The organism is Pseudomonas sp. 58 R 3, from assembly GCF_900006605.1.
GTDB classification, from domain to species: domain Bacteria; phylum Pseudomonadota; class Gammaproteobacteria; order Pseudomonadales; family Pseudomonadaceae; genus Aquipseudomonas; species Aquipseudomonas salomonii.
Map to the genome: position 1 here is coordinate 204155 of NZ_CVTT01000081.1, position 21336 is coordinate 225490.

A 21336-nucleotide genomic window follows, 5' to 3' on the forward strand; every position below is an offset into this window, starting at 1 on the left:
TCTTCTGGTTCAGTGACGGTGCTGGCGGGTCACGCCGGCATCGAATTGCGTGACCACCTGGCGCCAGCCGGCGGCGATCAGCGCTGCGTCGGTGAGGTCGGTCGGGGCGGCGAGGTCGGCCTGGCGGTTGAGCCACACATCCGGCTCGGCGCCTTGCACGCGCATCAGCACCGAGCCGCTGGTGCTCGGCGCCTGGCTCAAACCCAGGTAGGCCGCAGGCTCCAGCAGCTGCCAGCGATGGTCGCCACGGCTCACCGAACTGGCGTCCTGGGCAAACGGCGCGAAGCCTTCTTCGGCCAGTTGCTCGGGTGTCGGCAGGGCGCTTTGCTCCTGCTGCAACAGCTGGATTTCATCCAGGGTTACGCGCAGGTCGGCGTAGATGCCTTGCTCGGCAGCGCTCAGGTCGCGGCGCGCATCCAACTGGTGGCTGGGCACGGCGGCGACCTCCTCGGTTTCACCGTGCAGCGCCACCACGGTGCCAGCCACCGCGAGGATAATCAGGCACAGCAGCAACACGTAGAGGGTTTCATGGCCGGCTCCGGCGGGGCGTACAACCTGTGTGGTGCTCATTGGGGCTGGATATCCGCTTGGTCGATTTCCACCACGTGGCCGGGGCCTGCATCAAACAGCACGTAGAACTCGGCCGAGGGCTTTTTGAACGTCAGGGTCGAGTCCTGGCCAAGCTTGCCCGGCAGCAGGATGGTTTCGTCGTAACCGATCACGTCCAGAGTCACGCCCGGCGCGCCGCTGCCGTCGGAAAAACCACCGGTGCACTGGATCTGCTCGCCGGGGATTTCCTTGCATTCGCACATCGGGTTATGGGCCAGGGCTACGCCACTGAAGCCGGCGCAGAGCAATACAGCGGCGCGAGTCAGGCGCATTAACGTCATGGTTTAACTCCTTGCTTGTTCAGCCAGGCAATGGTGGCAGGCGAGGCCTGGCTCAGTGGGATGGAACCCTGGTGCATGGAGCCGTCCCAGCCTTCCATGGTCACCCACACTTCGGCATCGACGGGGGTGCGTTCCGGTACCGGCAGCACCGCACCCATGCGGTACGGCGTGCCGAAGAAAATCACCCCGGCCGCGCGCAGGCTGCGCGGTTTGCCGATACGCAGGTAAGTGGCCTTGACCTGCTCGGCGCAGGTGTCGCACAGGGCGGCGTTAAAAAATTTCATCGGGCCGGCCGGGTCCGGGCGCGGGCCTTCGTTGCGAAACTCTGCCAGGGTCAGGCTCCACGGCCCCACCTGCACTTCGCCGGCCACCCGCTCGCCAATGCCGCTGTCACCGCGAAACAGTGCGGCGTCGGCAAAGTACTTGGGCATGAACCCCAGGGGCACCAGCAACAGCAGGACATTGATGTGGAAGCGCCACTTGAGCCAAAAGGCCCGCAGCGGCGAAGGCGGTGTGGTGGTCGCACGTTTGTTCATCAGTTGGCCTCCGAGGTTTCAGCCTGCCTGGCCGTGGCGACGGCCGGTGCGCGTTGGGTCTTGGCCTCGCGCTTGAAGGCGTTGAGCGTGGCCAGCGCGGTGCGTTTGGTCCAGATCAGCAAACCGCTCAACACCATCATGCTCATGATCAGGCCGAAGAACGCCCAGATCAGCTTGACCCACAGGCCGCCAAAGTCGCCGGTGTGCAGCGGGCGCATGGATTCGGTGACGAACTCCAGTGTCGAGCGGTCGGACAGCAGGTGCGACACGGCAATTTCACCGTCGTACGGGTTGAGCTGCGCCGTCTGGAACATCAACGGGTACCAGCCGCGCCCGCCGATCTGCAGGTAGCTGTAGGCGTTGCTGGGCAGGAACACAAAACTGGCCTCCAGCCCTGGGATGCGCTGCGTGGCGATTTCGATGGCCCGATCGATCGGGATCATCGGTGCCGGTACGCCCGGTGCCGACACAGGCACTTTCTCCCGGGCAATCACCGGCACGATGGGTTCACTGGAGATGGAAATCTGGTTGTCGCCCAGAATGGCCCGGATCAGGAACCAGATGCCGGTGATGGAAATCACCGCGATAAACCAGATCGACCAGATACCGCTCAAACGGTGGAAGTCGCCCCAGAAGATCCGCGCGCCATGGCGGATGCGCAGGGTCGGGCGCAGAAACCCCTTCCAGAACCGCTTGTACACCACCAGCCCGGTCACCAGTGATGCCAGCAGCGGTATGCCAAGTGCCGACACCAGGTACCAGCCCCAGCTGTAGCCATTGGTGAACGGCACCAGCCACCAGCCGTGCAACGCACGGGTAAATTGCTGAAAGTTGAACGCCGGGCTGATGCCCTGGATCACACCGGTATACGGGTTGACGTAGACCTCCACCGAGCGCCCGTCGGGGTAACTGAGGTCGACACTCAGCGCGAAGTGCGACTCGTCCGGGCGGGTGATCGACTGCACGATCGCCTGGGGCTCGTTGCGCTTGATGGCGCCGATGACCTGGTCGTAACTCAGCCGTTCGGCATCGTCCGACGGCTTGCTGGCGCGGATGTCCGGGTTGGCCAGCCAGACGATTTCCTGGCTGACCACCGCCAGGGTGCCGGTGACGCAGACGATCAGTACGAAAAACCAGATGGGCAACGCCAGCCAGCTATGAACCAGAAACCAGAGTTTTGAGCGTGACTTCTTCGACATGTGGATGCGGGTCTTGATCGGAGGAGGGCGAAGGAGGCCCGGAAAAGGCCGGTCGTAGCTTTTGCTGACGCGACGGGCTGTATCTAAGTTAAGACGGATGAGAATGAGAAATCCCTAAGCGGGATATGAAAGAAAATGTTTCAGCGTTGCCGGATTGAACACGAAACATGTTCCAAGCCATCACCCAGGTGCCATTGATGGGGCCGGGGGGCTGCGTAGGATGGGGGCATACCGTTGAGCGAGCGCTTATAACAGTGAGTCCACAAAAATGACTGCCAGAACCCTCTACGACAAACACATCGACTCCCACACGGTGTGCGCCCTGGATGACCAGGGCCATGTGCTGCTTTATATAGACCGCCAGGTGATCAACGAATACACCAGCCCCCAGGCGTTCAGCGGTCTGCGCGAGGCCAAGCGTGGCGTATGGCGCCCCGGCACCGCGCTGGCGGTGGTCGACCACGTAAACCCCACCACGCCCACGCGCACTGCCGCAATGCCCGACGCAGGCGGCGCGCGGCAAGTCTCGTACCTGGCAGAAAATTGCCAGGATTTCGGCATTGAGCTGCTGGACATCCTCGACAAACGCCAAGGCATCGAACATGTGATTGCCCCGGAGCAGGGCTTTATCCTGCCGGGCATGGTGATCGCCGCCGGCGATAGCCACACCACCACCTACGGTGCCCTCGGCGCCTTCGGCTTTGGCATCGGCACCTCGGAAATCGAGCACCTGCTGGCCTCGCAGACCCTGGTGTACAAGCGTCTGAAAAGCATGCGCGTGACGGTAGACGGCACCTTGGGCAACGGCCTGACTTCCAAGGACGTGATCATGGCGCTGATCGGCAAGATCGGCGCGTCCGGCGCCACCGGTTACGCCATCGAGTTTTGCGGCGCCACCATCGATGCGCTGAGCGTCGAAGCGCGCATGACCATCTGCAACATGGCGGTGGAAGCCGGCGCACGTGGCGCGTTTATGGCGCCCGACGAAAAAGTCTTCGCCTACCTCAAAGGCAAGCCGCGTGCGCCCAAGGGCGAGCTGTGGGAACAAGCCCTGGTGCAATGGCGCACGTTGCACACCGACGCCGATGCGGTGTTCGACCAGGAAGTGCAACTGGACGCCAGCAGCCTGGAACCCATGGTCACCTGGGGCACCAGCCCCGACCAGGCCGCGCCCATCGGCGCCCGCGTGCCGAACCCGCAAGACGTCAGCGACCTGATCCTGCGCCAGGACATGCGCCGCGCCCTCAACTACATGGGCCTGGAAGCCGGCATGCCGCTCAGTGAAATCGTGATCAGCCACGCGTTTATCGGCTCGTGCACCAACGCGCGCATCGAAGACCTGCGCGACGCCGCCAGTGTGGTGCGCGGCAAGCACGTGGCCGAGCATGTGCGGGCGATGATCGTGCCGGGCTCCACCGAAGTGCGCGACCAGGCCGAAGCCGAAGGGCTGGCGGCGATTTTTATCGACGCCGGCTTCGAATGGCGCCAGTCCGGCTGCTCGATGTGCCTGGCGATGAACGATGACGTGCTGGCCCCCGGCGACCGCTGCGCGTCCAGCACCAACCGCAACTTCGAAGGTCGCCAGGGCGCCGGGGCGCGCACCCACTTGATGAGCCCGGCGATGGTCGCCGCTGCGGCCATCACCGGCCGTCTCACCGATATTCGTCATTTTGGAGACCGCCCATGAGCCTGCAACCGTTCACCCAGGTCACCGGCCAGGCCGCGCCGATGCTGGCGGCAAATATCGACACTGACGTGATCATGCCCAAGCAATTTCTTAAAGGCATCGACCGTGCCGGCCTCGACCGTGGGCTGTTCTTCGACCTGCGCTTTTTGCCCAATGGCGCGCCCAACCCCGAGTTCGTGCTGAACCAGCCGGCCTGGCAGGGCGCGAGTTTTATGGTGGTGGGGCCCAACTTCGGCTGTGGCTCGAGCCGTGAACACGCGGTGTGGGGCTTGAAGCAGATGGGCATTCGCGCGCTGATCGGCAGCAGCTTTGCCGGGATTTTCTATGACAACTGCCAGCGCAACGGGGTGTTGTTGATTACCTTGGACGAGGCGGTTTTGCACGCACTCGGGCAGACGGTCAGCCAGCCTGCGCAGGCGCAGATCAGCGTGGACCTTGAGGCGCAGCAGATTCGCTTGGCCGATGGCCAGGTGATCCCGTTCCAGATCGATACGTTGCGCAAGACCGCGTTGTTACTCGGCCTGGATGCAATTGGCAGCACGTTGCAACGCAGTGAGCAGATCAAAACGTTCGAGCGCCGGCATCTGGCGGCCAATCCCTGGCTGGGTTAAACGCCTCAATGGTTTAACTACGTAGTCATATAAGTAGAGAACAACGCCCTCGCGTTACTGGAGGGCGTTTTTCTTGGACTATTTACTTTTCAAATAACGCGCGTTACACCGCATAACCTCAGTGATTTCAAAGGCGTCGTTGAGGTGCCAGGTTAAACTCTGAAAAAATACATGGGCAGGTTGTTGACACCTTGTAGGCCATCGGCTTAAGTGAGTGCTGACTTGGAAAGTCGCACATTATAAGAAAAGGAAGTTGAAGCCATGACCGATGAATCAGTTAGCGTTCATACCTCTCTGGTGGCGGTAATCAAGTTTGTAACTTGATCGAGTTCTGCCACCTGTCAATCAGTTGTCATTGTTGCGGTTGCCACTGTTTTTTCCACTGTGAAAAGACGCGTAAGCCTATGCCTTAACATCCGTTCAGAACACAGAGAGTTCAAACTCATGTCGATTTTTGATCAAGCGATCCATCGTTCGGTACAGTGGCAGGATTGGCGTTGGCAGCAGAAGAATGCCATCCGCGACGAACCGGCACTGCGTGCCGCCTGCGGTGGCTGGAATGAGGAAACCAGCGCGCATATCGAGCACAACTTGCGAGACCGCAAGTTGCAGATAACGCCTTATTACATTGACCTGATCAAGCGCTCCCTCACCGAGGGCCAGGTGATGGACCATCCGCTGTGGCGCCAAGTGGTGCCCTACTGGAGCGAGCAGGTCGCTGGCGATTACGACGGCACCTCGGAGAACTGGGAACTCGGCCACGAGATGAAAACGCCGATCTGCCAGCACAAGTACGACAACCGCGTGATCCTGCGCATGACCAACACCTGCAACGCCTATTGCCAGTTCTGCTTCGAAGCGCTGCGCACCTTGCAAGTCGGCACCGAGAAGGCCAATGCCAGCGCCGACTCGTTCAAGGACTCGCTTGAGTACATCCGCAACAACCCGGCCATCGAAGAGGTGATTCTCAGCGGCGGTGACCCGTTGATGCTCGCCGACCGCAAGCTCGAAGAGAACCTCGCCGCCCTGCGTGGCATCCGCGATGACTTGCTGATTCGCCTGCACACACGGGCCTTGAGCTTTAACCCGTTTCGCGTGACCGATGAGTTACTGGCGATGCTGGAGAAGTACAAGGTTAATGCGTTTGGCGTGCATGTGTGCCACCCGCTGGAACTGAGTGAAGACTTTGCCGTGGCGGTTAAACGTATCCAAAGTGTGGTGCCGATTGTGTTCTCCAACATGCCGCTGTTACGGGGCGTGAACGACAATGAGGCCACCTTGCATAAACTGTTTATTGATCTGTATCGGTTGGGCGTAAAGCCGTATTACCTGTATCACTTCATGCCGTTTTCACCGGGGGCGTCGGAATATAAAGCATCGATAAGCCACGCCATCGCTATTATGGATCGCCTCAAGCGGCGCGTGTCCAATATAGCCATGCCGGAATATGTACTGCCCCACGCACAGGGCAAATTTACCGTGCCGCTGCTGGACTTTGAAAAACCACAAGACTTGCCGCACTTTGAAGTGCGCGATGGGCAACGTCATTACCGTTTCCGTAATTGGGAAGGGCAGTGGTGCAGTTGGCAGGATGCCTGAAGTTATTGACGCATGAGGCGGTATGAATAATGAAACAAGATGCCATTCTTTTTATTGATGTCGATGACAGTGCTTCCATTCGCTATAGCTACCGAGAGCCGCACTTTGTTGCGGCCCGGGCCAAAGGCCTGGTGTGTTTGACTGCGGGTCTGGTGGGGCGCAGGCACCTGCAACGGCTGCAGGACGACAGTGATGAAGTGTTCCTGCTCGATACACTCAGCGAACCGGCCATTCTCGACTTGGTGGGCGAGCTGGATAGGCGCTATCAGATCCGCGCGATTTTCTGCCAGGCCGGCCATTCGTCTGCGCTGGGGCAAGTCGGTTGCATCGTAGCGCAGGCCAGTCAGCGCCTGGGCCTGGTGTACAGCTGCCCGCAGGCCATTGCCGCGTGTAACAACAAGTTCCTCATGCGCCGGGCGCTCAGCCGGCATGGCGTGCGCTCCGTGCCCTTCGCGCTGTGCAATGACGAACAACAACTGCAGCAAAGCGCCGAGCGCATGGGCTATCCGCTGATTGCCAAACCGCCGTTTGGTGGCGCCTCGGCGTTTATCAAGAAGTGCTTCAATTGGCCAGAGTTAAGCCGGCACTATGCGCAATTTCGCAGTGGTCACGCCAATGCGGCCTACGCCGATTTCTACGGTTGTGAGCACATCCTGGCTGACGAAGAAGGGCAGCAACGCCGTTACATTCCAGGGCACAGCCTATTGTTGGAGGGGTTTATCCAAGGCGTTGAAGGCAGCGTGGAGTGTGTAATCGTCGGTGGTCAGGTTCATGCGCTGTTGATCAACGAAAAACTGATGTTGACCGAGCGCAGTGGCACGGTGCTGGAGAACCTGCTGATTTCCCCGCCCACGTCTTTTACCGACACCCAGTGCGAGCAAATTCGTCAGTACGCCGGGGATTGCCTGCGTGCTGTGGGGCTGACCAACGCGCTGGTGCATTTCGAATTTCGTATGACGGAGGCGGGGCCGGTGGTGATTGAGATCAACCCGCGCGTCGGCGGGCTTTACGTCAATGCGGCGTTCCGTGACCTGGCCGGTATTGACCCGTACGACCTTTATCTGTCCCTGCTGTTGGGCGAGCCGGACCTGAATGCCCGGTTGCAAGCCTGTGCGCATAACATCGCGAGCGCCTCCCAGCATTACTCGATGCTGGCGCTCTACCCGGAGCACAGTGGTCGGTTCAAGGGCATTGAGGGGACGCAGTTCCTCGATGAGCACCCAGCGGTGCTGGAGTATTTCCAGCAGGAACCCGGCAACTGCATCGATGCAGATATCGAGGAGCACTATTTGCTCAAGTGCTGGGCCAAGGTCGACGATGCTGCCGACGCCCATGCCGTGCATGATGCAATCCGGCACAACCTGCGCGTGATCATCGACAGTAAGGTTTAGCGATATGGACATCCCACAGATTGGCGCGCATTTGCGCGAGCACCACTATTGTCACCGTCGGGACTTTGGCCAGTTGCTCAAGGTTGAGCCCGGCGAGGAGCAAAGCTTTCGCGCCTACTGGGCGAACCTGGTGCGCGACGAGGCGTTCAAGGCATACACCCATCGCGAACGGCGGATCCTGCGCTATCGTTTATCCCCGTCGCGGCAGTTGCAGATCGACCGCACGACCGCGTTCAAGTCGCCGGTCACCTATGCGGTCAACTATCGCCAGGGCGTGAACCACTTGAGCTACAGCGAGGAGGGCTTTATCGAGCACCCACTGATGCAGAAATTGCTCGCCACCGACCTGGCGGTGATCGAACCGCACCTGGGCCCGCATGCCTACACCATTGATATCCACCAGTTCCGCGTGCGTGCTGAGGGGCCATCGGCCAGCCCGACCACCTCGGGGATTCACCAGGACGGCCTGGATTGGGTGTTCATGCACTTCATTGGCCAGAGCAATACCGTGCCGGTGGTGTCCGAGGTATTTACCGCTGAGGCCGAGCACAGCCGCGTGCTGAACCTGGCGATGGAGCAGTTTCTGGAAACCATTGTGATCAACGACCGTGGGCTGTATCACCGCGCCGGCGCTGTCCGGCCGCAGGCCGATTCGGCACCGGCCTGGCGTGATGTGCTGCTGGTCAGCCTGCGCGGCGTGGCTGCTGATGTTCAGCTGGAAGACGAGGTGCAACCTGCATGAGCGACGTTCAGCCATTGGGCTTGTCGACCCGCAACGCCCGCTTGATCATCTTTGCGCGGGGCGTGTCGGACTTCGGCGCATTCCTCAACATGGTGGCGCTCTCGACCTATGTTTACTGGCTCAGCCAAAGCGTGGTGTTTGTCAGTGTGTTCCTGGCGTGCCGGGTCACGGGCGGGATTGTCGCCAGCCTGTTCGGCATCCCGTTTTTCCGGCGCTTCCCGGGGCGCAGTACCCTGGCCGGGCTGGACCTGGCCCGCGCGTTGTTACTGGTGCCGCTGCTGGTGTTGATACCGGCGCATCAACTCAACGTGCTGCCGTTTATCGCGTTCGGCATCGGCCTGTGCAACTCGCTGTTTGCCATTGGCCTCAATAGCCAGTTGCCGACCTGGGTGGCGCTCGAGCAGCGTGTGAGCACCAATGCCTGGATCACCTCGGCGGCGGCTACCGGTGCGGTATTTGGCAGCTTGCTCTCCGGCTTGCTGATCGCCACGGGCGGATTCGAGGCGGTGTTTGCCGTCAACATCGGCACTTACGTGGCGGCGGCCTGCCTGATCCTGCCGTTGCGCGCCCTGTATTCAGTCGTCGTGGCCGCGCATCGCGGGCTTGCCGCCGAATGGCATGAGCTGACCAAAGGCCTGCGCGGTGCGCCGGTGTTGGCGGCGATGTTGTTGATCAGCATGCTCGACACCCTCGGCAGTGCTGCACATAACGTCGGCTGGCCGGTGTTGTCGCAATACATTTCGCCGGACACCGCGAAAACCGTCATGGGCTACCTGCTGGCGGTGTGGGCCTGCGGCAAGTTTATCGGCGCGCGCGTGGCCAGTGCGCTACTCAAGAGCCGTGGTACCCAAGGCATGGAGCGCTGGTTCATGGCGGGTGTGGCGCTGATGTCCAGCGGCTTTATCCTGACCTTCCAGCAAACCGAACTGTGGCTGGCGCTGTTGCTGGTGGTGTGGGCCGGGCTGGGCGATGGTATCTCCGAAGTGGCGCTGGTTTCCCGCGCGCAAAGTGAACCCGATAGCTTGCGCCTGCCGCTGTTCAGCCTGTTGACGCTGATCCAGATGGCCGGCTTTGGCGTGGGCATGCTGGTGGTGGGGCCGTTCTACCTGACGTGGACGCCGGCCCAGGTGATCGTGCTGTTCCACGGGCTGCCGTTGACGGCCCTGGTGATCATGACGGTATGGCTGGGTGTCAACGCCACGCGGGGCGTCAGATCGACAACCCCTTGAAGTGTTCCTGTAAAAACTCCACGCAGGCGCGCAATTTGCCGGAGTAGGCCAAACGTGTCGGGTACACCGCCCACACGTTGGCGCTTTGGGTGTAGGTGTGCAGCACCTGCACCAGCCTGCCCTGTTCCAGCAGCGGTTTTACGTCCCACATCGAGCGCAGTAACACGCCGCGCCCGTCCAAAGCCCACTGCAACACGATCTCGCCGTTGTTCGATGAGAGCGGCCCGCGTACACGCACGCTTTCGGGCGCGCCGTCACGCTCCAGGTTCCAGATACCGAAGGCGTTGTCACGCTCCTTGAGCACCAGGCAGTCGTGCTGCTCCAGGTCGCTCAACTGTTGCGGCGTGCCTTTGCGTTGCAGGTACGCCGGTGCTGCGCACAGCACCCGGCGATTGCTCACCAGCCGCCTGCCGATGTGCTGACCAGGGATGTCATCGCCGACGCGAATTTCCAGGTCGAACCCTTCACTGACGATATCCACCACGCGGTCGAACAGGTCCAGGCGGATTTCCAGGTCCGGGTACTGCTCGGCCAGCAGCGACAGGGCCGGCGCCACATGATTGCGGCCGAAGCCGAAGCTGCTGCACAGGTGCAGATGCCCGCGCGGGCTGTCGTGGGCATCGCTGAGTTCATCGGACAGTTGCTGGAAATCTTCGAGGATGCGCACGGCCCAGCGTTGCACCCGCTCGCCGTCTTCGGTCAGGGCGATGCGGCGGCTGGTGCGGTGCAGCAGGCGCGTGGCCAGGGTGGTTTCGAGGATCTGAATGCGCTTGCTCACATACGCAGGCGACAGCCCCAGTTCATCAGCGGCGGCAGCGAAGCCGGCCTTGCGGATCACGGTGAGGAACACCCGCAGGTCTTCGGGTAGGGGCACGGTATCTTTCTTATGAGTCATCAGAAACAGACGTGGCGGCATGAGCCGCCAGAATAGCACCGGATCGGCATGCCTTCCGGCCTGCCGATCCGTTACTGCTTACTCGGCGGCGACCTTCGCCTGCGCGGCAGCCCGCGCATGGCGGCCATGCTTGAGGGCGATAGGGGCCATTTTTTCGCGGTCCAGCTCACCCTCCCAGGCGGCTACCACCAATGCCGCGACGGCATTGCCGATGATATTGGTCAGCGAGCGGCATTCGGCCATGAAGCGGTCGACACCCAGGATCAGCACCATCGCCGCCACCGGTACGGTGGGCACCACCGCCAGGCTCGCGGCCAGCGCCACAAAACCTGCACCAACCACCGCACCGGCGCCCTTGGAGGTGAGCATGGCCACCGCCAGCAAGGTCAATTGTTGCTCCAGCGGCAGGTGAATATTGGTGGCTTGCGCCAGGAACAACACCGCCAGGGTCATGTAGATGTTGGTGCCGTCGAGGTTGAAGGTGTAGCCGGTCGGCACCACGATGCCCACCACGCCTTTGGACGCGCCAAGGCTTTCGAGTTTCTGGATCAGTTGCGGCAGCGCCGACTCCGACGAGCTGGTGCCCAGCACAATCAACAGCTCCGACTTGATATAGCCCATCAACTTGAAAATGCTGAAGTCGGCGTAGCGCGCGATGCTGCCCAGCACCACGGCGACAAAGAAAAACGCGGTGAGGTAGAACGTACCCACCAGCTTGAGCAACGGCAGCAACGAGCCCACGCCGTATTTGCCGATGGTGAAGGCAATCGCCCCAAACGCGCCAATGGGCGCCACGCGGCTGATGATGCCGACGATGCGAAAGAACACTTCGCTGGCCTGGTTGACCACGCCCACCAATGGCCGGCCTTTTTCCCCGACCATCACCAGGCCGACGCCGAACAGCACCGAGACAAACAGTACCGGCAGGATTTCACCTTTGGAGAAGGCATCAAAAAACGTGGTGGGGATCACGTGCAGCAGGAACCCGGTGATGCCTTCGCCGTGTTCGGCCTGGCCGACAAAACCGGCGATGGCCGAGCTGTCGAGGCTCTTCACATCAATGTTGAAACCCACGCCCGGTTGCAGCAGGTGCGCGGCGACGAGGCCGATCAGCAGGGCGATGGTGGAGACGATCTCGAAGTACAGCAGCGCCTTGCCGCCGACGCGGCCCACCTGTTTCACATCGTGCATGCTGGTGATGCCGGAGACCACGGTGCAGAAGATGATCGGGCCGATGATCATCTTGATCAGCTTGATAAACCCGTCGCCCAGGGGCTTGAGGTCGATACCGATTTGCGGCCGGACATGGCCGATCAACACACCCAGCGCGATGGCGATGAGCACCTGGACATACAGGGTTCCCAGCAGTTTTCGGATTGTCATTGTTATTATCTCGGGATGTTTTTTGGGCAAAGCGACCCCGTCGCAGGCCATTGGCAGCCTGCGAGGCGGGTGTTTCAGATCAGGGTGTCAGTGCATTCAGCGCAGGAAGGCCAGGACTTCGCCCAGCAACAACTCAGGCGCCTCTTCGGCAATGTAGTGCCCGGCCGGAAGGGCTTTGCCACGCACGTCTGTGGCGACTTTCTGCCATTCCTTGAGCGGCTCGAAGCAGCGCCCGACCGTACCTTCGGCGCCCCACAGCACCAGCAACGGCTGGTTCAGATGATTGCCGGCGTCGATGTCAGCCTGGTCGTGCTCAAGATCGATGCCGGCGGCAGCGCGGTAGTCCTCGCAGATGCCGCGAGCGGTGCCGGGCAGTTGCAGGCAGCGCAGGTATTCGGCGAAGGCTTCATCGGTGAACGGTTTGAGCCCGGCACTGCGGCTGCCCATGACGCTGCGCAGGTACAACTCGGGGTTGCTCTCGATCAGCGCTTCGGGCAACGGCGCCGGGCGGATCAGGAAGAACCAGTGCCAGTAGGCGCGGGCGAAGGCTTCGTCGGTCTGGGCGTACATCGACAAGGTGGGCGCGATGTCCAGCAGCACCATGCGCTGCACGGCGGCGGGGTGGTCCAGGGCCAGGCGATGGGCGACGCGGGCGCCACGGTCGTGGGCCAGTACCGAGAAATTGTCGAAGCCCAGGGCTTGCATCAGCTCGACGGCGTCGCGGGCCATTTCGCGTTTGGAATAATGGGTGTGCTGGTCGTTGGCCGGTGGCTTGCTGCTGTCGCCATAACCGCGCAGGTCGGCGGCAATCACGGTGAAGTGTTCGGCCAACTGTTCGGCGACTTTGTGCCAGATGACATGGGTTTGCGGGTGCCCGTGCAACAGGAGCAGACCGGGACCTGTACCGCCTTTGCGGTAGCTGATGTCCACGCCGTTGACGTGGCACTGGTCTTTTTGGAATCCGGCGAACATGGAATGACTCCTCTTTGTAAGTGCTTGCATCGTGGAATCACGCGGGGTTTGGGGCAAGGGGGAAAGCGTGGAGGGGTTGTTCATGAAGTGTGTTGCGGGGTGGGTTGCTGTGGCGGTTTTTCGGTGTGCATATCCGTTGCTGCGGTAACGGCTACTTAGGGTTCCGCCCTTACGGCGGGTCACTTTTGGCAAACGCCCGGAATGCCGGCCCAGCCAAAAGTAACCAAAAGGTCTTCGCCCCACCACTCGGTGCCTCGCCTGCGTTCGGCCATCGTGGTTGACGGGGCGCCTCAGATCAAAAGCAGATCAAGATCAAAAGCAGAGCACGGCGGCCTGAAAGCCGACCTGAGTGGTTGAATCAAAAGCCAGATCAAGTGCAAGTCAAAAGCCTCTCTACCTGAAGCAATTCGGTCCCACATTGGATGTGCAGGGTTATTGAAACTTCAGCCTTGCTTGAACATTTCCATGGCCCGCTCGCGGATCTGCGCTTCAGTCAGATCCTCTTTGCGCGTAGCCAAAAACCACAGGTGACCGAAGGGGTCCTTCACGCTCGCCGAGCGGTCGCCGTAAAACTGGTCTTTGGGCTCGGACACCGAAGTAGCGCCCGCCACAATGGCCTGTTTGTACTGCGCATCCACATCGTTCACATACAGGTGCAAACCGACGCTGGTGTGCTCATCCGGATTGCGCAGGGCCATGTCGGCACAGGGCGAGCCGAGCATGATCGCCGAGTCACCGATGCGCAGCTCGGCGTGGCCGACCTTGCCATCGGGCATGTCCAGGCGCATGACCTGGGTAGCGCCAAAGGCTTTCTTGTAGAACTCGATGGCCTCGGCGGCGTTATCGATGCCCATATACGGCGTGACGCTGTGATAACCCTCGGGGATTGGCTTAACGCTCATATCGTTCTCCTTAGGTGCTGGTTGTGGAGGTCCGGTATTTTCACTATAGGCCACGCCCGCCGTAGCCTGCAGGTAACCGACGAGGTGTTGGCAAGCCAGCTCCCACATTGATCGCATGGCCAATTCAGGAGGATGCGGTGGGCTCCAGTAACTGGGCGCCTGGGCCATGCTCACCTAACTGATCATCCTGATTACGCAACGGACACGCCTCCAGCGATAAACACCCGCAACCAATACAACCACTGAGTTTGTCGCGCAGCAGCATCAGCTTGTTGATGCGCTGATCCAGATCCTCACGCCACAGTGCCGACAAGCGTTCCCAGTCCTGTGCAGTGGGCGTGCGCCCGTTCGGCAAGGTCTGTAACGCTTCGCCAATCGTCGCCAGTGGAATCCCCAGGCGTTGTGCGATCTTGATCACCACCACGCGCCGCAACACATCCCGTGGGTAGCGCCGCTGGTTGCCGGCGTTGCGGTTGCTCTTGATCAACCCCTTGGACTCATAAAAGTGCAGCGCCGTAACCGCTACGCCACTGCGAGCGGCGAGTTGGCCGACGGTGAGTTCCTTGGTAAGCATAAAAACTCCGGATAAGCGCTTGACCTTGACTTAACTAGAGGTTTTACCCTGCGTGGCATCGAATCGCAAGATTCTGCCTACAGAGAGAGGGGAGTGTTCATGCAGGTATCAGAGAAAAATCGCAGCTTCACTCAGTTGATCGAGTTTCAGATCGAACCTCAGCAGCAATTTGCCCTGGTGGCGGCCTTGTCCACCCAGAGCGAACGCCTGGCCCAGGGCCATGGCGGCTTTATCAATGCCAGTGTGCAAGTCAGCGACGACGGGCGGCGGGTGCTCAATTACCTGCAATGGCGCTCGCGTGAGGACGGCGAGGCGGCGTTCAAGTGTTTTGAGCACGGCGAAGAAGACTTCTGGACGCTGATTCGCGCCCACCAGGCCACGGCGGTGACCTTCGGTTCATTCCAGGTGCTGCGCAGTTTCGAGCGCAGCCATGACAACGCGTTGCACTGCCGCCTAAATGGATAAGTGCAGCATGCGTTCGCCCTGCACGTTTTCGCCGGGGCGGCGTTTGTTCACCGCCAACTCGCCGATTTTGATCAAGCGCGTGCGCGTGACGTTGCGGCTCAGGCCCAGCAGGTTGGCGGTGTGCACCTGGTTGTAATGGCTGAAACGGTAGGCGGCGCGCAACAGCGCGTCTTCGACCTTTTCATGCAGGGCGCCGGCCTGTTCTTCGAAGAGCTTTTGAAAGGCGCGGGCCAGCAAGGCGTCGGCGCTGTTGTCGGTGCCGTGCTGGCTGTCGTCCTGGCGCTCGATGCGCATGTTCGACAGGCGCAGATCATCACGTTCGATCACGCCATTACGGCAGATCAGCAACGTGTGGTGAATCACGTTTTCCAGCTCGCGGATATTGCCCGGCCAGCTATAGCTTTTGAGCTTGTGCTCGGCCTCGCGGCTGATGGTGATCGGGCCGTAGCCCAGGCGCTGGCTGTAGGCTTCGATAAAATGCCGGGTCAGCGGCAGGATATCGCCGGGGCGCTCGCGCAGTGGGCTGAGTTCCAGGCTGACCACATCCAGGCGGTAGTAGAGGTCTTCGCGAAAATGCCCCGCGTTGATGGCTTTTTCCAGTTGCACATTGGTGGCGGCCAGTACACGCACATCAATCGGAATGCTCTTGCGCGAACCCAGGCGCACCACTTCACGTTCCTGTAGAACACGTAGCAACTTGACCTGGATCGCCATCGGCAAATCGCCGATCTCATCGAGGAACAAGGTGCCGCCGTCGGCCTCTTCGAACCAGCCGGCCTTGGCGCTGAGGGCGCCGGTAAACGCACCTTTTTCGTGCCCGAACAACTCGGCTTCCACCAGGGATTCGGAAAACGCGCCGCAGTTCACCGCCACAAAGGGCCGGTTGCGCCGCGCACTGAGGTTATGAATATGGCGCGCCACCAGCTCTTTGCCGGTGCCGGTCTCGCCGATGATCAGCACACTGGCTTCGCTGGGCGCCACTTGCTGGATATGGTCGAGCAACGCCTGGGATTTGGGGTCTTCGAAGACCTGGGCCGTGGCGCGAATCGAGGTCGCGAGGGCGGGCGAGGGCGGTAGGGTTAATAGCTGCATGGGCACCTCTCTCAGGAGTAGAACGTCGGGATCGGCAGGGACTGGTTCAACGCCCAGTCCCCCAGTTCGTGGAGTTTGTAATCCACCGGGTCGTGCAGGGTTTGCGTGCGCAAGTTGCGCCAATGGCGGTCCAGGCGCAGCGAGGCATGGGTCGAGCGCGCGCCGGTGACTTCAAACAGGCGGCTGCACAGGTCCAGGCCCTGGCGCGTGGCGGCGACTTTGGCGGTGGCGATGGCAATGGCCAGTTCGCCCCGTTGCTGTTCGCTCAAGCTGGCACCTTTGGCCCAGGCCTGGTCGAGCAATTCGCCAGCGCGTTCGACCAGCAGGCGCACGCCTTGCAGGGCCACCCAGAATTCGCCGTAGTGGTGCAGCACGTAAGGGTCTTGGCGCACATCGCCAGCCGAAGATTTGTGCCACGCACGGGTTTCGGTGAGGGTGTAATTGCGCGCTTCTTCAAAGGCGCCTTCGGCAATCCCGAGAAACATATACGTGAACGTTAACTGCGCGATCAGCGGGCGCAGGCAGGCGAAGGGCGTACTCAACGGGCCGGGATCCAGCAGCAATTCCGACTCTTCGACACGCACCCGTTCAAAGCTGGCGCTGCCGCTGTCGGTCTGGCGCTGGCCGATGTTGTTCCAGTCGTTGTGCAAGGTAATGCCGCTGCGCCCGCTGGGAATCGCAGCGATCAGCAGCTTGCCGCCGGCGCTTTCGTCCACGGCCGAGGCGATGAGCATTTCCGAATCGCTGGCGCCGGAGCAGAAGCTTTTCTTGCCGGAAAATTCGCGCCAGCCGCCGAAATCCTTGACCAGCGTGCGCGTGTCCAGCGGGTTGAGGGCATTGCCCCAGAACCAGTTTTTGCGCGCGGTCTGTTCGAACCACGGCTGCCATTGGTCCGGGCGCGCAAACAGGCGCACGGTGGCGAGCATCAGGTGGTGAAAGCCGAAGACATGGGCGATGGAGCTGTCGACCTTGGCGAACTCGCGCACGATGCCCAGGGTTTCACTCCACCGCGCGCCGAGGCCGCCGTATTGCGTGGGGATACTCAGAGCCAGCAGGCCGCTTTGGCGCAGCGCGTCCCGTTCGGCCTTGGGCGTGCCGCCGCGCTCATCGCGTTCAACGGCGGTGAGGGCGAACTCGGCGGCCAGCAGTTTGGCGGTCTGCAAAGGTGAAGGCAGGACGCTGTGGGGTTTGGCTGTCACACGGGGTTCCTCAATGTCGGTCTGGCAATCACGTTCAAACGGGGGAGCTGGCTTGCCGGCGATAGCATCACTGTGGTGCAACTGAAACACCGTGTCGTTTGCATCGCGGGCAAGCCCGGCTCCCACAGGAAAGCAGTGCCCACACGAAGTGGGTTTCAGTGCGCTCAGGCTTTAGTGTTCGGCAGCACATCATTGGCAATCATTTCGCCAAACGGCCCCGTGAGGTTGGTGATGCCGCGCCCGGCGAGGCTGGCGTAAGGTTCCGGCAACAGCGGGAACACCAGCTCGGCAAAGCGATAGGCTTCTTCCAGGTGCGGGTAGCCGGAGAAGATGAAGCTCTCGATGCCGAGGTCGGCGTATTCCTTGATGCGCTCGGCCACTTGCTGCGGGTTGCCCACCAACGCGGTGCCGGCACCGCCGCGTACCAGGCCGACACCGGCCCACAGGTTGGGGGCGATTTGCAGGTTGTCGCGGCGCCCGTCGTGCAACGCCGCCATGCGCCGCTGGCCTTCGGAATCAAAGCGCGAGAAGGATTTTTGCGCGGCAGCGATGGTTTCATCGCTGATGTGCTCGATCAGTTTGTCGGCGGCTTTCCAGGCGTCTTCTTCGGTTTCGCGCACGATGACATGCAGGCGAATGCCGAACTTGACGGTGCGCCCATGGCGCGCTGCGCGTTCACGCACGTCGGCAAGTTTTTGCGCAACGGCGGCGGGCGGCTCGCCCCAGGTCAGGTACACGTCGACCTGCTCGGCGGCCAGGTCGTGGGCAGCCTCCGACGAACCGCCGAAGTACAGCGGCGGATACGGCTTCTGCACCGGTGGGTAAAGCGCTTTGGCGTTCTGCACACGCAGGTGCTTGCCTTCAAAGTCCACCGACTCGCCCTGCAACACTCGGCGCCAGATCTGCAGGAATTCGTCGGAGACTTCGTAGCGCTCACTGTGGTCGAGGAAACTGCCGTCGCCACGGTTTTCGTCGGGGTCGCCACCGGTGACCACGTTGATCAGCAATCGGCCGTTGGACAGGCGGTCCAGAGTCGCGGCCATGCGCGCCGACACCGTGGGCGAAATAATCCCCGGGCGAATCGCTACCAGGTAACGCAGGCGTTCGGTCAGTGGCACCAGTGCTGAGGCGATTACCCAGGAATCTTCACACGAGCGCCCGGTAGGAATCAGCACGCCGAAATAACCGAGGCTGTCAGCCGCTTGCGCCACCTGCTTCAGATAATTGAGGGTGACCGGGCGCGCACCTTGGGTGGTGCCGAGGAAATGGCCGTCGCCATGTGTGGGCAGAAACCAGAAAACATCCATGACAAATCCTTAAGCGATTTTCAGCAGAGAAGGGGAGTGCGCGGCAAACAACGGCGCTGCGCGTTCTGCGGCCAGTTGAATGCGGGCTTTTAATAACTCGCTGGTTATTTGGTAGTCGGTGAAGTCAGCTTCGGTGGCGTACACGCCGATCGGCAGGGTCAAGGCCTGGAAGAAGCTGAACAGCGGGCGCAATTGGTGATCGAGCACCAGCGCATGGCGCTCGCTGCCGCCGGTGGCCGCGAGCAATACCGGAGTGTCGATCAAGGCGTTGAGGCCAACCAGGTCAAACAGGTGCTTGAGCAGGCCAGGATAAGAGCCGCGATACACCGGCGCGGCGACGATCAGCAGGTCGGCCTGTTCGATGGCCAACAGTTGCGCTTCGACCTCGGCCGGCAGTTCATCACGTGAGAGTGCGCCGCCCAAGGGCCGGGCAATGTCACCCAACTCGATCAGGGTGGTCTGGATCGGCAGCAACGTCGCCAGTTCGGCCAGCACGGCTTGGGTCAGCACCAAGGTGCGCGACGGGCGCCAGGTTCCGCCGGAGAGGGCAACGACATTCAGAGGACGGGACATGGACAGTTCCTTTTTCAACAGGGGTGGGTAGCAGGTGAGATGGAACGTGTTGAGCAAGAGCTGTACCAATGGCTGCGAGCCTTGATTGACGAGGGCTGCAGGCGTCCTGCTGAAAAAAGAAGCTGTTGCCTGTCAGCGGTTTTGTTGAATGGCTGTTGCCTGGGCAACAGTTGCGTGGCGAACAGTGTTGATTGCGCGCAGAGCCATTTATAGAAGGTTACGTTTATTCCGTAAACGAACGTATTTCCATATTTATAGATCGTAAATGAATATGAGCGGCCCCCTATCAAGCATGCCGGAACGGTTGATAGCGACTATCACGGCGGATGATTTTTCACTGCGCAAGGGCGGGAGTAGCCTGTGTTCATTGACTAAAAACCTCCTTCGCAGGGCCTTAACCATGAACCACTTCCTGGCTGTTTCCTTAATAGTTGTCAGCGCTGTCCTTGCCGGATGTGCGACCCATCCATCGCCTGAATCGCGTCCTTACACCGCCGAAGAAACCAGGCAGTTGGCCCTTGAAGCCTTGAGCCGTCGCGGCCTGTCGTTTGATGAATATCAACAGCAGCGCGCCGCGTTGACCGGTCAGCCACACAAGCCGTTCGGTTTCGACCACCAGGGCGAAATGAACGCCGAGCGCAGCGTGGTGATGCACGGTCGCCCCAGTTGAGCCGGCGCCAGGCGGCAAAAAGCCCGAGGATTCCCTTAAGGAAACTCGGGCTTTTTGTTTGCCATTGGGATACTTCAGCCTGTTAAGCTGAATTTCAGGAGCGTTCCTACGCACATTTACATAAAGTGGTCCTTCTTTTATGGCATCCGACGGGTTAAACCTGACGACCTCTGTTCCGGTCGATGCCCTCCCTGGGCGCTGTCCTGGGGAATACGCTCTGCGAGTCTTAACGTCATGAATAAACGTCCGTTGTATTTCGACTACGCCGCCACCACGCCGGTGGATGAGCGGGTCATTCAAGTGATGGTCGAGTGTCTGGGCTTCAATGCCAACTTCGGCAACCCTGCGTCCAGTTCCCATGCGTTCGGCCAGGCGGCCCGGCACACGGTCGAGCAGGCGCGGCGCCAAGTGGCCGAGCTGGTCGGTGCCCAGCCTGAGCAAATCGTCTGGACCTCCGGTGCCACAGAATCCAACAACCTGGCCATCAAAGGCGTGGCCCAGGCGCGAGGTGTGGCAGGTGGGCATATCATCACCAGCCAGATCGAACACAAGGCTACGCTGGACACGGCGCGGCAGTTGCAGGAAGCCGGCGTGGCCGTCACTTACCTGGTGCCGGACGCTGAAGGCTTGATCAGCCCCGAGGCAGTCAGTGAAGCCCTGCGCGACGACACCTTCCTGGTGTCGCTGATGCTGGTGAACAACGAGTTGGGCACCCTCAATGACATTCCTGCCATTGGTGCACGCGTACGTGAGCACGGCGCGCTGCTGCATGTGGATGCGGCGCAGGGCGCGGGCAAGGTCGCGATCAACCTGGCTGAATGGCCGGTGGACCTGATGTCGTTTTCGGCGCACAAGCTGTACGGCCCCAAAGGCATTGGCGCGCTGTATGTCGGCCCGCGTGCGCAGCAGAAGGTGCTGGCGCAGATTCACGGCGGCGGCCACGAAGGCGGGTTGCGCTCCGGTACCCTGGCGACTCATCAGATTGCCGGCATGGGCACTGCATTCGCCCTGGCGGCGCAGTCCTTTGCTGAAGAAAAAGCCGCTATCGTCGCGTTGCGTCAGCGCCTGCTCGATCAGCTGGAAACGATTGCCGGCGTGCGCCTCAATGGCAGCGCCACCCAGCGCATTCCCCATACACTGAGCCTCACGTTCTCCGAGGGTGAATTTAATTCCCAGGCCCTGAGCGCAGGTATCGCGTTTTCGGCCACCTCGGCGTGCAATTCGGCGAGTAATGCGCCGTCCCACGTGCTTCTGGCTTTGGGCCATGACGCACGCAGCGCCGGCAGGACCATTCGCTTGAGCCTGGGCCGGTTTACCACCGAGCAGGATATCGATGCCGCCGTGCAGTTGATCAAAGCCGCGTTGGCCAGTGCGCCGGCGTTCTGGGCGGTCTGATTTTTCAGTCACAACACATAACAAT

Annotated in this window: 22 protein-coding genes; 9 read left to right on the top strand and 13 right to left on the bottom strand. The window is 61.1% G+C overall.

The window, feature by feature from the left end; genetic code table 11:
- Positions 1–9 precede the first annotated feature (9 nt).
- From BFP92_RS26185 to BFP92_RS26200, 4 genes are read right to left on the bottom strand one after another with little or no spacing between them, the layout of a single operon-like run.
- The gene (locus tag BFP92_RS26185; RefSeq protein WP_065931734.1) at positions 10–570 is read right to left on the bottom strand and encodes a DUF6162 family protein; all 561 of its coding nucleotides are present in this window, start codon (positions 568–570) and stop codon (positions 10–12) included.
- Positions 567–890: a hypothetical protein gene (locus tag BFP92_RS26190; RefSeq protein ID WP_065931735.1), complete on the bottom strand. Its 324-nt coding sequence runs from the start codon at positions 888–890 to the stop codon at positions 567–569. Before BFP92_RS26190 ends, BFP92_RS26185 begins: the two co-directional genes overlap by 4 nt.
- Entirely contained in the window at positions 887–1426 is a 540-nt protein-coding gene (locus tag BFP92_RS26195) for a thiamine pyrophosphate-binding protein (protein WP_065931736.1), read from the bottom strand. The genes BFP92_RS26190 and BFP92_RS26195 overlap by 4 nt, the downstream gene beginning before the upstream one ends.
- The gene (locus BFP92_RS26200) at positions 1426–2625 is read right to left on the bottom strand and encodes a PepSY-associated TM helix domain-containing protein (protein WP_065931737.1); all 1200 of its coding nucleotides are present in this window, start codon (positions 2623–2625) and stop codon (positions 1426–1428) included. Before BFP92_RS26200 ends, BFP92_RS26195 begins: the two co-directional genes overlap by 1 nt.
- 268 nt (positions 2626–2893) lie before the next feature.
- Here BFP92_RS26200 and leuC point away from each other — a divergent pair, with 268 nt between their 5' ends.
- The 6 genes from leuC (at position 2894) to BFP92_RS26230 (ending at position 9884) form a co-directional block, all read left to right on the top strand.
- The gene (leuC, locus tag BFP92_RS26205) at positions 2894–4312 is read left to right on the top strand and encodes a 3-isopropylmalate dehydratase large subunit (RefSeq protein WP_065931738.1); all 1419 of its coding nucleotides are present in this window, start codon (positions 2894–2896) and stop codon (positions 4310–4312) included.
- Positions 4309–4923, top strand: a complete 615-nt coding sequence (leuD, locus tag BFP92_RS26210; RefSeq protein WP_065931739.1) for a 3-isopropylmalate dehydratase small subunit — start codon at positions 4309–4311, stop codon at positions 4921–4923. Before leuC ends, leuD begins: the two co-directional genes overlap by 4 nt.
- A 444-nt stretch (positions 4924–5367) precedes the next feature.
- Positions 5368–6522, top strand: coding sequence for a KamA family radical SAM protein (locus BFP92_RS26215; RefSeq protein WP_065931740.1), 1155 nt, complete (start codon positions 5368–5370; stop codon positions 6520–6522).
- A gap of 29 nt (positions 6523–6551) precedes the next feature.
- Entirely contained in the window at positions 6552–7913 is a 1362-nt protein-coding gene (locus BFP92_RS26220) for an ATP-grasp domain-containing protein (RefSeq protein ID WP_065931741.1), read from the top strand.
- A gap of 4 nt (positions 7914–7917) precedes the next feature.
- Positions 7918–8655 carry a 2OG-Fe dioxygenase family protein gene (locus BFP92_RS26225; protein WP_065931742.1) on the top strand — a complete coding sequence of 246 codons (738 nt, stop codon included), beginning with the start codon at positions 7918–7920 and terminating at the stop codon, positions 8653–8655.
- Entirely contained in the window at positions 8652–9884 is a 1233-nt protein-coding gene (locus tag BFP92_RS26230) for an MFS transporter (protein ID WP_065931743.1), read from the top strand. Before BFP92_RS26225 ends, BFP92_RS26230 begins: the two co-directional genes overlap by 4 nt.
- On the opposite strand, the gene BFP92_RS26235 is transcribed toward BFP92_RS26230, so the two are convergent.
- The 5 genes from BFP92_RS26235 to soxR form a co-directional block, all read right to left on the bottom strand.
- The gene (locus BFP92_RS26235) at positions 9865–10779 is read right to left on the bottom strand and encodes a LysR substrate-binding domain-containing protein (RefSeq protein WP_167365900.1); all 915 of its coding nucleotides are present in this window, start codon (positions 10777–10779) and stop codon (positions 9865–9867) included. The genes BFP92_RS26230 and BFP92_RS26235 overlap by 20 nt on opposite strands.
- Positions 10780–10857: 78 nt before the next feature.
- On the bottom strand, positions 10858–12162 hold the full coding sequence (locus BFP92_RS26240; protein ID WP_065931744.1) for a dicarboxylate/amino acid:cation symporter: 1305 nt from the start codon (positions 12160–12162) through the stop codon (positions 10858–10860).
- Between the two features lie 96 nt (positions 12163–12258).
- Positions 12259–13134, bottom strand: coding sequence for an alpha/beta fold hydrolase (locus BFP92_RS26245; protein WP_065931745.1), 876 nt, complete (start codon positions 13132–13134; stop codon positions 12259–12261).
- A gap of 443 nt (positions 13135–13577) precedes the next feature.
- Positions 13578–14036, bottom strand: a complete 459-nt coding sequence (locus BFP92_RS26250) for a VOC family protein (RefSeq protein WP_065931746.1) — start codon at positions 14034–14036, stop codon at positions 13578–13580.
- A 124-nt stretch (positions 14037–14160) separates the two neighbouring features.
- Entirely contained in the window at positions 14161–14610 is a 450-nt protein-coding gene (gene soxR / locus BFP92_RS26255; protein WP_065931747.1) for a redox-sensitive transcriptional activator SoxR, read from the bottom strand.
- Between the two features lie 99 nt (positions 14611–14709).
- Between soxR and BFP92_RS26260 the strand changes: the two genes are divergently transcribed.
- Positions 14710–15075 (top strand): antibiotic biosynthesis monooxygenase, encoded by a 366-nt coding sequence (locus BFP92_RS26260; protein ID WP_056859702.1) that lies wholly within the window; start codon positions 14710–14712, stop codon positions 15073–15075.
- On the opposite strand, the gene BFP92_RS26265 is transcribed toward BFP92_RS26260, so the two are convergent.
- From BFP92_RS26265 to msuE, 4 genes are all read right to left on the bottom strand, one after another.
- Positions 15064–16167, bottom strand: a complete 1104-nt coding sequence (locus tag BFP92_RS26265) for a sigma-54 interaction domain-containing protein (protein ID WP_058426928.1) — start codon at positions 16165–16167, stop codon at positions 15064–15066. The two genes, BFP92_RS26260 and BFP92_RS26265, sit on opposite strands and share 12 nt — an antisense overlap.
- 11 nt (positions 16168–16178) lie before the next feature.
- Entirely contained in the window at positions 16179–17366 is a 1188-nt protein-coding gene (locus BFP92_RS26270) for an acyl-CoA dehydrogenase family protein (RefSeq protein ID WP_056859690.1), read from the bottom strand.
- Positions 17367–17530: 164 nt separating this feature from the next.
- On the bottom strand, positions 17531–18673 hold the full coding sequence (gene ssuD / locus BFP92_RS26275; RefSeq protein WP_056859691.1) for an FMNH2-dependent alkanesulfonate monooxygenase: 1143 nt from the start codon (positions 18671–18673) through the stop codon (positions 17531–17533).
- A 9-nt stretch (positions 18674–18682) separates the two neighbouring features.
- A complete protein-coding gene (gene msuE, locus BFP92_RS26280; RefSeq protein WP_065931748.1) occupies positions 18683–19246 on the bottom strand; it encodes an FMN reductase in 564 nt (187 codons plus the stop codon).
- Positions 19247–19646: 400 nt separating this feature from the next.
- On the opposite strand from msuE, the gene BFP92_RS26285 reads away from it, so the two are divergent.
- Together BFP92_RS26285 and BFP92_RS26290 are read left to right on the top strand one after the other, a co-directional pair.
- Positions 19647–19916: a hypothetical protein gene (locus BFP92_RS26285; protein WP_056859693.1), complete on the top strand. Its 270-nt coding sequence runs from the start codon at positions 19647–19649 to the stop codon at positions 19914–19916.
- Between the two features lie 234 nt (positions 19917–20150).
- Positions 20151–21311, top strand: a complete 1161-nt coding sequence (locus BFP92_RS26290; protein WP_065931749.1) for a cysteine desulfurase family protein — start codon at positions 20151–20153, stop codon at positions 21309–21311.
- Positions 21312–21336: the final 25 nt, after the last annotated feature.

Coding starts and splice junctions, on each gene's coding strand:
- BFP92_RS26190 (WP_065931735.1), bottom strand. CDS start 890: ATGACGTTAATGCGCCTGACTCGCGCCGCTGTATTGCTCTGCGCCGGC.
- ssuD (WP_056859691.1), bottom strand. CDS start 18,673: ATGGATGTTTTCTGGTTTCTGCCCACACATGGCGACGGCCATTTCCTC.
- BFP92_RS26240 (WP_065931744.1), bottom strand. CDS start 12,162: ATGACAATCCGAAAACTGCTGGGAACCCTGTATGTCCAGGTGCTCATC.
- BFP92_RS26250 (WP_065931746.1), bottom strand. CDS start 14,036: ATGAGCGTTAAGCCAATCCCCGAGGGTTATCACAGCGTCACGCCGTAT.
- BFP92_RS26260 (WP_056859702.1), top strand. CDS start 14,710: ATGCAGGTATCAGAGAAAAATCGCAGCTTCACTCAGTTGATCGAGTTT.
- BFP92_RS26225 (WP_065931742.1), top strand. CDS start 7,918: ATGGACATCCCACAGATTGGCGCGCATTTGCGCGAGCACCACTATTGT.
- BFP92_RS26230 (WP_065931743.1), top strand. CDS start 8,652: ATGAGCGACGTTCAGCCATTGGGCTTGTCGACCCGCAACGCCCGCTTG.
- leuC (WP_065931738.1), top strand. CDS start 2,894: ATGACTGCCAGAACCCTCTACGACAAACACATCGACTCCCACACGGTG.
- BFP92_RS26215 (WP_065931740.1), top strand. CDS start 5,368: ATGTCGATTTTTGATCAAGCGATCCATCGTTCGGTACAGTGGCAGGAT.
- BFP92_RS26245 (WP_065931745.1), bottom strand. CDS start 13,134: ATGTTCGCCGGATTCCAAAAAGACCAGTGCCACGTCAACGGCGTGGAC.
- BFP92_RS26220 (WP_065931741.1), top strand. CDS start 6,552: ATGAAACAAGATGCCATTCTTTTTATTGATGTCGATGACAGTGCTTCC.
- BFP92_RS26200 (WP_065931737.1), bottom strand. CDS start 2,625: ATGTCGAAGAAGTCACGCTCAAAACTCTGGTTTCTGGTTCATAGCTGG.
- BFP92_RS26290 (WP_065931749.1), top strand. CDS start 20,151: ATGAATAAACGTCCGTTGTATTTCGACTACGCCGCCACCACGCCGGTG.
- BFP92_RS26195 (WP_065931736.1), bottom strand. CDS start 1,426: ATGAACAAACGTGCGACCACCACACCGCCTTCGCCGCTGCGGGCCTTT.
- BFP92_RS26285 (WP_056859693.1), top strand. CDS start 19,647: ATGAACCACTTCCTGGCTGTTTCCTTAATAGTTGTCAGCGCTGTCCTT.
- BFP92_RS26235 (WP_167365900.1), bottom strand. CDS start 10,779: ATGACTCATAAGAAAGATACCGTGCCCCTACCCGAAGACCTGCGGGTG.
- BFP92_RS26265 (WP_058426928.1), bottom strand. CDS start 16,167: ATGCAGCTATTAACCCTACCGCCCTCGCCCGCCCTCGCGACCTCGATT.
- soxR (WP_065931747.1), bottom strand. CDS start 14,610: ATGCTTACCAAGGAACTCACCGTCGGCCAACTCGCCGCTCGCAGTGGC.
- leuD (WP_065931739.1), top strand. CDS start 4,309: ATGAGCCTGCAACCGTTCACCCAGGTCACCGGCCAGGCCGCGCCGATG.
- BFP92_RS26185 (WP_065931734.1), bottom strand. CDS start 570: ATGAGCACCACACAGGTTGTACGCCCCGCCGGAGCCGGCCATGAAACC.
- msuE (WP_065931748.1), bottom strand. CDS start 19,246: ATGTCCCGTCCTCTGAATGTCGTTGCCCTCTCCGGCGGAACCTGGCGC.